A 14,373-nucleotide genomic window follows, 5' to 3' on the forward strand; every position below is an offset into this window, starting at 1 on the left:
TTTTGCGAGAAAACGAGAAACTGCGCTGGAACAACAATGGAAAGGGCGATTGGATTTGCTCGTCAGCCAATAAACGATAGAGGCAGGCTCATGGGAGAAAAGGAAGAGGCTTGAGCCTGCTCACCAACGGAGGAAAAACTTGCTAAAGTGGGATAGCGATATATGGGGAAAGCTGACAGGACCTTACAGTACCGCAGACAACGTACCTGTGTTATTACAGCAATTGATACAGGAATATGACCAGGGCATTTTTGACGAACTTTTTCAGGAACACTTGTTCCACCAAAATACGATCTATACGGCTACATATGCGGCGATGCCGTTTTTGGCACAAATAGCCTGCTCTACATCTGATGCGGAAGTGCGCAAAGAGCTGTTTATCAATTGCGGTGTCATCGAGGCAAGCCGCGATGAGCGCGACGAGGACCCATTTCCCGAATCTTGGGCGGAGTTGGCTGAAGATGCAGGCAGCTCTGTCTGTATGGAATTGTATCGTGAATATGAAGAGGCCATTGCGAAGCTCAAGGCGCTAACAAAAGAAGTATTCTCCTATGCAGCCGATTCTTCCCTGGATGAGACGGAGAAGCGTTATATTTTGGTGGCGGATGCCGCTTATCGAGGTTCACATGATGTTGCCAATATGTTGATGACTTTTATGGACGGCGACGAGTATGTGGCCGTGTGCCCGGCCTGCACAGAAGATGTATACATCTGGCCTCAGGAAGATCATCCGGCAAAAATCCTGCAAGTGTTTCAACAAGATCCCGTCTTTCACACGGAGCAGACACCCCATGAAATCGTTCCGGCCCCGTCTTTTGCAGAGGAAGAAATCCGAACATTAGCGGAGCAGGCGGAAGCGATCGGCGAGCAAACATTGGTGAGGCAGCTACATTATTTAGCTGGGGAAACAGCATGCCCATCTTGCCGCGAGAAAATTTCTGTATGGCCGTCTTTGCTTGGCACATTTGCTGGCTAGAGCAAAAGTCGCATTAACCTATTGGATTTCTAGGAGCTGTCATGTTGTGACAAGCTCCTTTTTGTTTTTGGTTGATAGGTTTGTTCAGTTGGGCTTTATTATTGAGTAAAGTAGCGGAAAAATTTGTTAGTTAAAAACTTCAAATTCGATACAAAGATGTTATATTAAATACATAGTTTAATTGAATCGGAGGTTCTGTCTGTTGAATATCTATAATAGTTGGGGATTTACTGAAAATCCGTTTAATACGACTGCATTAACTGCTGATGAAAGAGGGATTGAACTTCTTGTAGGTCGAGATCAAGAGATTCATAGAATAATATCTAGGTTACATACACCACCGAAGATTGTTACTTTAGAAGGGCAGATTGGAATAGGAAAGACTAGTATTGCTAATGTTGCGGCTTTTAAAGCATTTCGTCAATATATTAATGGTGAGACTGACCAACTACTAATACCTTGTAGAAGAAACTTTCAAATAACCGGGGATAAGTCTGCTGATGATATCGTTGAAGATGTCATTGTTGAGATTGCCCAAACAATAATAGAAAAAAGTGAGTATTTGAAAGATAAAGGAGTTGTTGTCCCTAAAACTGCTAAGATAGATAAATGGCTAAATTCCCCAATCTTAAATGCAATACAAACAGGTTTGTCTATTTTAGGATTTGGCGGTACGGCATCGAGAGGAATTTCCGTTAATACATCAAATGGGTTTAGAGAAAGTGGATTAGAAAAACAAGTTCACGAATGGTTAAATACTATGTTCCCCAAGGGGAGTGGCGGAGGCATTATCTGTATAATTGATAATTTAGAATTGCTTGAGACGTCTTCTGTAGCTAGAACAAAATTAGAGGAGTTAAGAGATAGGTTATTAAATGTTCCTGGTATCCGGTGGATAATATGTGGTGCTAACGGCATTGTGAGAAGTGTCCTTTCATCAAATAGGCTTGAAGGATACCTTTATAATCCAATTGACGTTGGAGGTATTGACATATCTTTTGCTGGAGAAATATTTAGTTCAAGGGTGAGAACTTTTGTAGTAAATAAGAATTACTTTTATTTACCTCTAACTATTCCTGATTTCGCCAAGATGTATCGGATATTAAACGGGAATTTGCGTAATTCTTTGGGCAAGATTGCAGACTATTGTATGTTTGTTTTTGATGAAGGGATTACTCCAGAGACTGACGGACAAAAGAATCAAGAGTTCGAAAATTGGATTTTAGATGAAGGAAACAGATATCTGGAGTCCTTGGAGAGCCATCTAAGCCCAGGAGTTTGGAAAGTATTTGACCAAGCAATAAATATAGGTGGGGCATTTTCACCGAGTGATCATAGTGAATTTGGATATGATAAGCCACAAGGTATTAGACCATTTATAAAACAATTAGAGGACCATGCACTTGTGGAAACTTCAAGAGATGATAGTGATAACAGAAGGAAAAATATTCAGGTTACTGCGAAAGGCTGGTTTGTCGCGTTTACAAGATCTTATTATGGTGCTAAATACCAAAATTACCAAATTAAATAAGTGATGTTACTTCAATACGTATTCTCTATAAACTTGCTGGTAAAGATAGTAGTAATAGTCTGACATCGAATATAGTGTAAGAAGAATTAGAATCGAGTCAGAAAAAAATGATGTAATTTAAATAAGGACAGCCAAGGGGCTGTCCTTATTTGCGAACTAAAAAAACATACAACGTTATTTTCCATAAGCTCTCTTGTCAGTAAAATGATACTTGGAAAACCTCATTTTTTCAGTTTGCGCCCAACAAGATGATCGGCCCGTGCTGATCTAGGTAGAAAGTGGGCAACTTCCCCGAAGAAACAAGAATCAAGCAACCAAAACCGCCGTTCCGCCGTTCATACGCGCGCCGAAACGGCCATTTTTTTGCCTGTTGCTGAAAAAATTTGTTATAATGCCGAAATTAAGTCGGAAAATGAATGTGATTCTATCGTAAGGATGATCTGCGGATGAAAATTTTAGTAGTCGAAGATGACAAAACGATCGCGTCCGGTCTGGAATATTCGCTGCATCAAGACCACTTTTCCACCGTGCTTTGCCATGATGTCGCCTCAGCGAAAAAGGTGCTCGCCGAAGACATCGATCAATTCGCTTTATGCTTGTTTGATTTATCGCTTCCGGACGGAAATGGCTATGAACTGTGCAAAATGGTGAAAGACCGCCGAGACATCCCGGTTATCTTTTTGACGGTGATCGACGATGAAGTCAATGTCGTGATGGGGCTTGACATGGGGGCCGACGATTATATTACCAAACCTTTTCGGATTCGCGAGCTTCTCTCCCGAATCAAGTCTGTCTTGCGCAGATACCAGAAGCTGTCTCAAACGAAAACGATCATAGACATCGACCATGTCCGCATCAATACGTTGGAGGGCAAAGTGCATAAAAACGGCACTGAAATTCCGTTGACCGCCTTGGAGTATCGCTTGTTGCTAATTTTTGGAAACCATATTGGACAAGTGCTCACAAGAAATCAGCTATTGGAGCAAATCTGGGACGTGGCTGGCGACTTCGTGAACGATAATACGTTAACCGTTTATATCAAAAGGCTGCGGGAAAAGCTGGAGGATGATCCGCAACATCCGACATTGATCAAAACGGTCCGCGGTTTCGGCTATAAGGTTGGTGAGTAGATGCTGCGAAATCGGGAAATTCAAATGTTATTGTTCGTCATGGGCTTGATCAGTGTAACGGCGCTTGTTGCCGCCGCTTTTATTTCGCCTGTCGCCGCAGCGCTCGTGTTCATTTTATCGATTTTGCTCATGGGCAGCAGTTTGTTATTTACCAGATGGAGATATCGCGAGCTTGACAAGCTGTCCGTCTATTTGCGGGAAATTAGCAACGGCAATGACTCCCTTGACGTTCGCGATAATCAAGAAGGCGAGCTGAGCATTTTAAAAAACAATATATACAAAGTGACGCTCATGCTCTCGGAGCACCGCTCGCTTTTGCAACGGGATAAAAGGCAACTGACGGATGCGATTTCCGATATTTCGCATCAGCTCAAAACGCCGCTCACCTCTATGACGGTCATGGCGGATTTAGTAAGCGACCCCGACCTCCCTCCGGCCAAAAGAACGGAGTTCACCCACAATATTCGCATCCAGCTGGAACGCATCGATTGGCTTGTTTCTTCCTTATTAAAGCTGTCGAAAATCGACGCGAAGACGGTCCCATTCAAAAAAGATCGAATCCCGGTGAACAGACTGATCGAAAAGGCGCTGGAGCCGGTGATGATTCCGCTGGACATCAAGCGACAAACGGTTTCCATCGCAGGCGATGCCGACGTCTCTTTTGTCGGCGATTTCAATTGGACAGCCGAAGCAATCATCAACATTTTGAAAAATGCTGTGGAGCACACGCATGAAGGCGGAGCAATCGCGATCACCTTTTTTGAAAACGCGTTGTTTACCGAAATAATCATTGCCGACAACGGAAAAGGCATTCCGAAAGAAGATTTGCCGTATATTTTTAAACGTTTTTACAAAGGCAAGAACGCCAGTGAAGGGAGCATCGGCATCGGGCTTGCGATGGCGCATAGCATCGTTGCCAGCCAGAACGGCGTGATCGATGTGACGAGCAGCAGCGAGAAGGGGACCGAGTTTCGGATTAAATTTTATAAGCAAGTGATTTAGCGGCAGTCCGTAAGTGACTAAATTGTCACCTTCATCGTCACTTGAAAGTCATTTTAGCCCATTAAAATGATAGCCATCAGCACAGCTATGGAGGTTTGACAATGGAAATTTTAAAGATTGAGCATTTGTCCAAAACATACGGCAAAGGCGAGTCGGCGGTGAAGGCGCTTGACGATGTTTCTTTTTCGGTCCAAAAAGGCGAATTTGTCGCGATTATCGGCCCGTCCGGCTCGGGAAAATCAACGCTTCTGCATATGCTGGGCGGCGTAGATCGGCCGACTGGCGGCAACGTTTTTGTGGAAGAGACGGACATGTATGCCTTGAACGAAACGCAGCTCGCCATCTTTCGGCGCAGACAAATCGGTCTGATCTACCAGTTTTTCAATCTGATTCCCGTCCTGACGGTGGAAGAGAACATGACGTTGCCGCTCTTGCTGGATCAACAAAAGGTAGATAAAAAGCAGCTGGACAGTCTTGTGAATACGTTGAATTTGCAGCATCGCTTAAACCACTTGCCCAATCAATTATCCGGCGGGCAGCAGCAGCGGGTTTCGATCGGCCGCGCGCTGATCAGCAATCCTGCGATCATGCTGGCAGACGAACCGACCGGGAATCTGGACAGCAAAAACAGCAGCGAGATCGTCGACTTGTTAAAAATGTTGAATAAAACTTATCATCAGACGCTGATCGTCATCACGCACGACGAACGCATCGCCTTGCAAGCCGACAGGATCATTTCGATTGAAGACGGAAGGATTGCCAAAGACGAGGTGATCCGGCGATGAACATTGTCCATACGCTAACCATCCGGCATTTGCAGCAAAACAAGAGACGAACGCTCGTAACGATCATCGGCGTCATCATTTCCGTCGCGATGGTGACCGCTGTTGCTACGCTCGTTTTTTCCTTTGCGGATTTAATGATCAGGCAAGCCATCGCAGATAATGGGGAGTGGCACGTCCAATATCAAGATGTAAACAAAGAACAGCTTGCGGCGATCCGCGACGATGAGGCAACCAAAACCGTTGCGATCACACGAGATCTCGGCTATTCCCGATTGGCAGGGAGCCAAAATGCAAACAAGCCGTACTTGTTCATCAAGCAATATGATGCGCAAGGCTTCGCGCAATTTCCGGTTGAATTGAGCAAGGGGCGTCTTCCGCAAACGGACAAGGAAGTCGTTATTTCCGAAGCCGTTGCCACGAACGCCAAAGTGAAGTACGAAATCGGCGATCGTCTCACCCTTCACGTCGGCGAACGCTTCGAAAATGGGGGCGATCATCCCCTGGATCAAACCGAACCGCTGCGCAGGGCTGAAAACCAATTGACTGAAACGTTGCAGCATCTAAAGACAAGAGAGTACACGGTGGTAGGCTTCATCAAGCGTCCACAATGGGAAACGGCGTTGGCACCGGGGTATACGGTGATTAGCTATGTCGATGAAACCATCATGGGGGCAAACGATCGGGTTAATGCAGCGGTAGCTTTGCAGAAAGTCAATCCGACCTTGTTCGCTCATGCGGAAAATTTGGCTGAGAGCAACCAGATCGAAACCGTTCACTATAATAACGATTTGCTTCATTATTACGGCTTGTCCAAAAGCGAAGCGTCGTACAGCATGATGTTTTCATTAACGGCGATTCTGATGGCGGTCATTATGATCGGCTCGGTGTCGCTCATCTACAATGCTTTTGCCATATCCGTCTCGGAACGTTCCCGCCATTTAGGGATGCTTGCGAGCGTGGGGGCTACGAAAAGGCAGAAGAGAAATTCAGTGCTTTTTGAAGGTGTCGTTATTGGCTTGATCAGCATTCCCGTTGGCATCCTGTGCGGTCTTGCCGGGATCGGGATTACGATTTGGTTCATAAACTCCATGATTCAAGGGGCATTATGGACGGCGGAAAAGCTGACGCTCGTCGTCACACCGTTATCGATCCTGATTACCTGTGTTGTTTCGATGTTGACGATTTTCATTTCCACGTATCTCCCGGCAGTCAAAGCATCCAAGATTTCCGCCATGGACGCGATTCGCCAAACTACCGATGTAAAGCTTACGGCCAAAGCGGTGAAAACGTCAAAGCTCGTTCGCAAGCTGTTTGGCATCGAAGCGGAGATCGGCTTGAAAAACTTGAAAAGGAACAAACGGAGATACCATGCCATCGTTTTTTCGCTCGTCGTCAGCATTGTTTTGTTTTTATCGGTATCGTTTTTTACCGCCAGTCTGAAGCAATCCATCGAACTGTCGCAGGAAGGCGTCAATTACGATATGGAAGTATCGTACGGCGATGGAAAAAGAATCGACGACAGGCTGGTTCAATCCATTGCCTCCCTTGATAACGTAACGGAGTACAACGTGATTCACGCGTTGTACCGAAACGCTTGGGTCGACGAAGCGCTCATCGCCGATGAATTGCGAGAGAAGGTTAAGCAGGATAGGAGTTTGCTCCGGAACGGAAAATATGCTTACGATATAATAATTCACGCCTTAGACGATTCGAGTCTGCAAGCTTATGCCAAAGCGGTCGGCGCAGATTACGAACAGCTTACGAATCCGGATCAGCCTGCCGCGATTGTGCTGGATACGATTCATTACAAAGAGATGGCTACGGGAAAATATGTCCAAGCGAAAGCGATCTATACGCAAGTCGGTGAAAGTATCGAGTTTGCGAAAAGCGATAAAGAAACGGGAGAAAAAACGAAGGGAAACAAAGTGACCGTTGCTGCGTTGACGGATCAAGCTCCTATGGGGATGAACACGCCAGAAATAGGCTGGTTAAACATCGTCGTTTCGGAACGCGTCATGAATCGACTCGCTGATGCCGAGGAGCTGGCTCACGTTCAGACCTTTCTCCATTTGAAAAGTACGGAACCGTTGAAAACGCAGCAAGAAATCGAAGAGATGCATGAGACAAATCTGCACGTCTACAATTTGTATCAATCCAGAAAAAGCAAAGAACAACGGATTTTGTTGATGTCCGTCTTTTCCTATGGCTTTATCGTATTAATTTCAGCGATTTCCATTGCGAACATTTTTAACACGATCTCGACGGGTGTAGCCCTTCGCAAGCGAGAATTTGCGATGCTGAAATCTGTTGGAATGACGCCAAAAGGCTTTGCGAAGATGCTGAACTACGAAAGTATTTTTTACGGGGTCAAGGCGCTGCTGTTTGGGCTTCCCATCAGCTTCGTCGTGATGTATCTGATCTATCGAGCATTGGCGAACAAATTCAGCTATGGATTCGCCCTGCCCTGGATGAGTATTTTGTCTGTCATTGTCGCCGTATTTGTCATCGTCGGCTCCGCCATGCTGTATGCCGGCGCGAAAGTAAAAGGGGAAAACATTATCGATGCGTTGAAGCAAGAGCATGCATGATAGGCAATCGTCTTTGGAGGAGCAAACCATGACTACCCAGCAGCGCAAGATCATTCTTGCCCTAACCATACTTTATACCATGGTGATTCTGTATTTTATCTTTCTCGCTTTCGGCAGGTTAGATACGATCGGGCAAATGACCGACTACACCTTTCTTTTTGTACCGGACAGTTTTTTCAAGCTGCCAAGTATAGCAGAGCTGCTTCATCCTACACTGATGGATTTTGTGGATTTTGGCAACATTGCCGCTTTCATCCCTTTTGGCGTGTTGATTCCGTTGCTATACCGGACTAGCTTTGTTCGATTCATCGCATGGTTTTTGCTGTCCATTCTTGTGCTGGAAACCATTCAGGCGCTCACTTTGCTCGGCAGCTTCGATGTGAACGACGTCATTCAAAACTCATCAGGGGCAGCAATCGGATTCGGGGCGTACAAACTGGGCATGCGGACCAAAAACGTCTGGAGAAATATAGCTGCGACAGGCATTTCTATTGCCGTCCTGATGATCGGGGTGTGGGGATTTTGCGCGATTGTTGACAAAGTGTTCACCAAAGAAGCAGGACCTTTTGTGGCGTTACATGAACTGACAGATAGCACCGGAAATCCAGCAACGGGAAGCAAACCATACAGCTTTAAAATCGGCGGTCAACAGGTAGAACCCACATACAATGTGTACAGCGCCGAAGGCAAAAACAGGGAAACGTACACGTATACGTTGGGCAACAAGGAGCTTTTTCTCTCCTTGTATTATGGGATTCCTGACCAAAACGATTTTACTGGAAGCATAAGGGTTGCCGTCGATGGACATGAGTTTCTGTTCGCGGCTGCAGAAGACCAACTCCATGAGCCGGGAGTGTTTGAAATTTTCCTCGAACAAGCAAATGAGCTGACGATCACCATTGAGGGAAATGAACAATTATGGGATGTGGGATTTAGAGAGATGAAATATTTCTGGAATTGAGCCAGGCATTACGCAACGGGGAAACTATTTCCTTGGCCAGTTTCCTCACAACAGCGGCAGTCCAGGACTTCGTTTCAGGTCTTGGCTCGCCGCTGTTTCTTTTATGGAAACCAGCAACAGACAAATTTGTATAAACGCCACTGTCGAGAAAGTGCATTGAGAGAATGGGGGGCATGGGATACAATGCTTGTGAATCAGTGATAATGAGAATCATTTATATTGTAGGAGTGGTTGATGTGAAGCGGTTGAGTTCCAGAAAAACGGGTCTGCTGGTGTTCGCATTGTCAGCGGCGATTGCGCTGACAGGCTGCGCGGCAAAAGAAGGGGCGAGCGGACAGGCAGTGCAAAGCGACTCGTTGCCGCAGCTTGACGCCGATCATCTGATTATTTTGCCGTCGAATGGAACGTGGGCAGAGGCGGGCAACGAGCAGGCATTGCAGGAGCTGTTGAAAAATCCGGTCTGGCAGACGGTCCCTGCGGTGAAAAAAGGCAACGTCTATCCGGTGGAGCGTTCTTACTGGCAGACGGGCGCGATTATGGCGAACCACAAAAAAATGGACGAGCTGCTGAAGCTGTTTGCCAACTAAAACAATAGCGCGATTGACGCAGAAGAAAGTTTTTCAACATAGGTTGAAGAGTTTTCTTTTTTTCGCTACAATCGGAGTTGATGATAATGAATTTCATTTTCAAAAAGTGAAAAAGCTCATGGTAGATACCTCGCAATCAGTTTACTGGCTCGCTTTTTCGATGCACAGGCAGAAGCCGAACAGCGCCGATGATCCAGGCGAAGAAGGGGAGCCGTACAAGCACTTTCCTTGCTGGGGAGCGGTGCAAGGTGTTCCGTTTTCGCTCTGTCTGGAATGGCTGGATGAAATGATGCGCTGTCGTTTCGCGCAGAAGGAGACAGCGGCGTTTGCCTATCAGGTTCGGTTTCAACAGTTGCTTTTGTTACTGTTCCAAAACAAGCGGCTGTCTGCCGAGTCCGCAAGCGTGCCCGACAAGCGCGGAGCCGTGGAGCGCTCGATCCAGCACATGCTTCATTATTGCCAGGAGACGTTGACCGTAGAAGAGTTGGCGCGTATCGCCCAGGTGGATCGTTGGCGGTTTACACGATTGTTTAAACAGGCGACAGGGCAGCTGCCGCTCGATTTTTTGAACGACGTGCGGATTGAGCGCACGAAAAAAATGCTGGCGCAAACCGACGACCGTTTGCAAGATATCGCTGCGCATGTGGGATTCAACAACGAATATTACTTGTACGAGCAGTGCCGACGCATCTCCCACACGTGCGTGTTGCCGCAATCAAGCGAGAATTGGCGCTTTTTGCTGCGCAAAGTAGCCGATTACTTCGGACGGACAGAGCAGGCGGAGGAACAGATTGCTGCCTATGAAGCTAAAGCCCAGCGCGCGCCGTGATTTGCAAGGCATCGCGGACAAGCAGTCGGTTGCTTGCCTGCGCATTTCCGCCGACCATATTTTTCTGTACGCAAATGCAGAAAAAGGGTTCAGCGGCTCTGTATTGTATCGTGATTTGGGGCTGCATCCGTATCGGCAATACCCTGGTTTTACCGAGACGGAGCATGCACCGATGGTCAGCCTGACCAGGGAGCAACTAGCGCATCTGCAAGCTGACCATCTGTTTGTGACCTTTGACAAGTGGCATACGCAAGCGCCCGGAGCGGAGCGTGACATACTCGCTGATCCTGTGTGGAGCGCACTTCCAGCCGTTCGCAACCAGCACGTTTACGAGGTCGACTTTTTGACGTGGATGAACAACGGAATGATTGCCAACACCAAGAAGCTGGAGCAGGTCGTCCAGGCATTGGGCTGAGAGATCATTCCCGTTTGTGCAAAAGAAAAGCCACATAGCCAGGACAGACCGCCCGGATGGGAGCGGTCTTCCTTTTTCTAGGCAAGCGGTCCAAGATTTGCAGGTTGCTCGCTCATTCATGCATGGGCTACAGTAGGATAGCGAGGTTGTGGCTTGGTTCTTGCAAGCCCGACTGATACACAGACAGCATGAATGGAAGCGAGGGAGAAGAGGAGCATGAACAAACTTCGGCTTTGGCGAGTAGGTGTGATGACGGCTTTATTGTTTTCCGGATGGACGCACGCTTTGTCCGTTCCTGCCTTTGCCTTGGATACGGCTGAGCTTTCCTTGACTGAGCAGCGCGAAGCCTTTTTGGACAAAATGGACATCAAAGACAAAGACGTCCTCGGCTTTTACCATACGACGATGAAAGACAGCACAGATGCACGCAAGCACAACATCAAAAAGGCGATGAAAAAAATCAACAACGAGAAGATCGCGCCACAAGCTGTCTTTTCTTATAATAAAGAAGTCGGAAACTCCAATTTGGAGGAAGACGGCTGGAAGCAGGCTGGCGTCATCTTGAACGGACAGCTTACAGACGATTTCGGCGGCGGGATTTGCCAAGTCTCCAGCACCTTGTACAACGCGACAGCGGAGGCGGGAATGACGATCGTCGAGCGCCACAATCACAGCAAGTCTGTGGGCTACGTGCCAGCGGGCCAGGATGCGACCGTTGCCTTCGGTGTGCTTGATTTTCAATTTCAAAATCCGTACGATTTTCCCGTTAAAGTGAAAGCCAAAACATACAAAGACAGCGATGTAGTAATCGCCATCGTGCGTGCCTAATCGCGAATAGCCAGGCAAATCCGGGGAGGACATCAAATTGGGATGTACCTCTCTGTTTTTTTGTCTTCAGGAAAAGTAAAATAATGGATAGAGCCACACACAATTTGGTTTTGAGGCAGGCATTCGTGACCATACTGTGTGAAAAGGAGGTGCCGCAATGTACGTACAGGTGACAGGCGAGAAAAAGAACCAGCGCGTGCTCGTGATGGGGGAGCCTCTCAGCTCTTGCCAGCAAGATGAATACTATCTTTTGCCGGGAAGGTTTGTCGGAGCACTGAAGCCGGAAGACTTGCCTGTAGGAATTGCATTCAAGCTTCAAGGCGCCCTTCCTTCTGGATACGGATTTTATCGCGAAGACTCTGTTGTCTTTCGCCGGAAAAACGATGCTTGCGCTCTCTGGATCGAGGTGACTTCCACTTATGTCATCTCGGAGTGGGATGGATTGTTTTCGCTCGACGCAACCGTTCTGGCGCGCAAAGCGGTCATTGAGCAGCACCAGCAGCTGGAGTTCGTCCTGTATGAAAAGAACGAACAAATGGTCAGACTCCGCTACGGGTTCATGTGGGCTTCTGATGAAGCAACGGATTTGGAGAGCGCGCTGGAAGCGATTTGCGATACCGTATTTGAAGTGGAGGCCAGAGGAAACGCAAGGCTGTGGCCGGGCTATGACAACTGCTTTGACGAGTATTGAGCGGCTTTTGCCGTCCTCTCTGCCATGATATAGTAAATGGGAGCGACAAGCTTTCATAAGGAGAGGACAAAAATGGAACAAATCCGCAATATATACTGTGTGGGCCGCAACTACCGACTGCACGCGGCTGAGCTGGGGAATGACGTACCGAAAAAGCCGATGATATTTGCCAAGCCGACACACGCTTTGGCCATGACGAACGGGCAGGAAATCGCGCTGCCTGGCACGCGCGGCGAGCTTCATTATGAAGCGGAGATTGTCGTGCATATCGCAAGACCGTATGAGCCAGGCTGTGCACTTGAGCAGGTGATTGACAAAGTCGCCTTGGGCATTGATTTTACGTTGCGCGATGTGCAAAGCGAGCTGAAAAGCGCTGGCCATCCGTGGCTGCTTGCCAAAGGGTTTAAAAATTCCGCAATCTTGACGCCGTTTCAGCCGTTCTCGGGGCTGTCTGCCTTGCAGCAAGCCGACTTTTCGCTGCATAAAAACGGCGAGCAAGTTCAGCGAGGCAATATTAGCGACGTCATCTTTGATCTGGAAACGATTTTGGCTTATGTAGAAGAACATTTCGGTCTGGGAGCTGGCGACATCATTTACACGGGAACACCAGCGGGTGTCGGGCCAGTGGCAGACGGCGATGTGCTGACACTCAAATGGGGCGACGAAGAGCGGGGCCAGTTTACCGCCAGATTGAAAGGATAACGAGCCTTACTCCGCCAAGAGAAAACCCATCTTCTGACATGATCAGGCAGAAGATGGGTTTTTTTCGTGCATCGCGCCATTGAAATCGTTTCTCAATGGCTTCTGGTGCTATGGAACTAAAAGGCAAGAACAGCCTACTTTGCCGCTTGTTTTCTGAGTAGTCCGATGCTACTAATTCCTGAATTGGTAAATTTTACGGTCTTATCCTCCTGTTTCCTCCTGCGGTAATCTGTCCATGTACCCAAGACGGGTGCCACAACATAACAAGGAGGAAAAGAAAGTGACGAAACGAGATTGGGTAATGAAGTCAACAATAGCAGTCCTACTGAGTACGTCCCTGTTAATGGGTGGTCAAGTTGGACAGGCGGCCGCTAAGACGCAAGATTCAAAACAATCTGATGTAGTCAATATTGCCACATCGCTGATTGGGAAAGATTATGAATATAAAGCAAAAGGTCCAAAACAATTCGGTTCCGCAGAGCTGGCTACGTATACGTACAAACAAGTCGGCATCACAATCGGCAGCACGATCTCAAGCTTGTCCAAGGCAGGCAAAAAAGTCTCCCAAGACAGCGTTGAGCCGGGAGACCTGGTATTCTTCTCATCGACAGGAAGCGGAAGCGCATCTTTTATGGGAATATACATAGGCAATGATCAATTCGTCTATTCCTCCCAAGGCGAGGATGCCGTTGTCGTGAAAAGCTATTCCGAGTACAGCGACAAATTCGTAGGGGCTCGCCGCATTTTGGAAGAGACAAGCTCTTCGGATAATTCCGGAGACGATACACAACAAGCTCCAAGCGATCTTGCCAACAAAGTAATCAAGATCGGTGAAAAGTATATGGGAACGAAATACAAGTACGGTTCTTCCAGCAGCAGCACCAAAACGTTTGACTGCTCTTCCTTCACGCAGCGCGTCTTCAAGGAAGCGGGAATCACGTTGCCGCGCGACTCCCGCCAGCAATCCACAGTAGGTACGACTGTGTCCAAGAAGAACCTGCAAAAAGGTGACCTGCTCTTCATGAAGGCTTCCGCCAACAGCTCCTCCGACCGGATCACGCACGTGGCGATCTATGCTGGAAACGGCAAAATCTTGCACACGTACGGCAGTCCTGGTGTGACATACTCCAAGTACGATGGGACGAACTGGGAAAAGCGTGTTGTCAAAGTCAAGCGCGTTCTGTAACCTTCATACAGTGTCATCAGTTCGAATCGGCTCTCGTGCATCTGCATGGGAGCCTTTGTTATGTATGACGTAGGAAGTGCCATAATCGTTTCGCCCGTATGGCGTGCCAATTTTTGTATCATGACGCTGTTTTTCTTTTGTTTGAATAGAGTGTAAAGAGGA

The 14,373-nt window shown here is 47.5% G+C and carries 14 protein-coding genes; all 14 read left to right on the forward strand.

What is annotated here, in order from left to right; translation table 11 throughout:
* Nucleotides 1-139: 139 nt before the first annotated feature.
* A complete protein-coding gene (locus HP435_RS13460) occupies nucleotides 140-976 on the forward strand; it encodes a hypothetical protein (protein ID WP_173598829.1) in 837 nt (278 codons plus the stop codon).
* 202 nt (nucleotides 977-1,178) lie between these two features.
* A complete protein-coding gene (locus tag HP435_RS13465; RefSeq protein WP_173598830.1) occupies nucleotides 1,179-2,507 on the forward strand; it encodes a hypothetical protein in 1,329 nt (442 codons plus the stop codon).
* Between the two features lie 446 nt (nucleotides 2,508-2,953).
* Nucleotides 2,954-3,637, forward strand: a complete 684-nt coding sequence (locus tag HP435_RS13470; RefSeq protein WP_122963447.1) for a response regulator transcription factor — start codon at nucleotides 2,954-2,956, stop codon at nucleotides 3,635-3,637.
* Nucleotides 3,638-4,639 carry a sensor histidine kinase gene (locus HP435_RS13475; protein WP_122963446.1) on the forward strand — a complete coding sequence of 334 codons (1,002 nt, stop codon included), beginning with the start codon at nucleotides 3,638-3,640 and terminating at the stop codon, nucleotides 4,637-4,639.
* 101 nt (nucleotides 4,640-4,740) lie between these two features.
* Nucleotides 4,741-5,424 (forward strand): ABC transporter ATP-binding protein, encoded by a 684-nt coding sequence (locus tag HP435_RS13480; RefSeq protein WP_122963445.1) that lies wholly within the window; start codon nucleotides 4,741-4,743, stop codon nucleotides 5,422-5,424.
* Nucleotides 5,421-8,012, forward strand: a complete 2,592-nt coding sequence (locus HP435_RS13485; RefSeq protein ID WP_173598831.1) for an ABC transporter permease — start codon at nucleotides 5,421-5,423, stop codon at nucleotides 8,010-8,012. Before HP435_RS13480 ends, HP435_RS13485 begins: the two co-directional genes overlap by 4 nt.
* Before the next feature lie 28 nt (nucleotides 8,013-8,040).
* Entirely contained in the window at nucleotides 8,041-8,973 is a 933-nt protein-coding gene (locus HP435_RS13490) for a VanZ family protein (RefSeq protein ID WP_173598832.1), read from the forward strand.
* 236 nt (nucleotides 8,974-9,209) lie between these two features.
* The gene (locus HP435_RS13495; protein WP_173598833.1) at nucleotides 9,210-9,560 is read left to right on the forward strand and encodes a TroA family protein; all 351 of its coding nucleotides are present in this window, start codon (nucleotides 9,210-9,212) and stop codon (nucleotides 9,558-9,560) included.
* Nucleotides 9,561-9,678: 118 nt separating this feature from the next.
* Entirely contained in the window at nucleotides 9,679-10,389 is a 711-nt protein-coding gene (locus HP435_RS13500) for a helix-turn-helix transcriptional regulator (RefSeq protein ID WP_173598834.1), read from the forward strand.
* A complete protein-coding gene (locus HP435_RS13505; protein WP_173598835.1) occupies nucleotides 10,361-10,804 on the forward strand; it encodes an ABC transporter substrate-binding protein in 444 nt (147 codons plus the stop codon). Before HP435_RS13500 ends, HP435_RS13505 begins: the two co-directional genes overlap by 29 nt.
* 216 nt (nucleotides 10,805-11,020) lie before the next feature.
* Nucleotides 11,021-11,632, forward strand: coding sequence for a VanW family protein (locus tag HP435_RS13510; protein WP_122963439.1), 612 nt, complete (start codon nucleotides 11,021-11,023; stop codon nucleotides 11,630-11,632).
* Between the two features lie 157 nt (nucleotides 11,633-11,789).
* Nucleotides 11,790-12,323, forward strand: coding sequence for a hypothetical protein (locus tag HP435_RS13515; protein ID WP_122963438.1), 534 nt, complete (start codon nucleotides 11,790-11,792; stop codon nucleotides 12,321-12,323).
* A 72-nt stretch (nucleotides 12,324-12,395) separates the two neighbouring features.
* Nucleotides 12,396-13,025 carry a fumarylacetoacetate hydrolase family protein gene (locus HP435_RS13520; protein WP_122963437.1) on the forward strand — a complete coding sequence of 210 codons (630 nt, stop codon included), beginning with the start codon at nucleotides 12,396-12,398 and terminating at the stop codon, nucleotides 13,023-13,025.
* A 280-nt stretch (nucleotides 13,026-13,305) separates the two neighbouring features.
* Nucleotides 13,306-14,211: a C40 family peptidase gene (locus HP435_RS13525; protein WP_122963436.1), complete on the forward strand. Its 906-nt coding sequence runs from the start codon at nucleotides 13,306-13,308 to the stop codon at nucleotides 14,209-14,211.
* The last annotated feature ends 162 nt before the right edge of the window (nucleotides 14,212-14,373 follow it).

Source organism: Brevibacillus sp. HD3.3A (assembly GCF_013284375.2).
Classification (GTDB): domain Bacteria; phylum Bacillota; class Bacilli; order Brevibacillales; family Brevibacillaceae; genus Brevibacillus; species Brevibacillus parabrevis.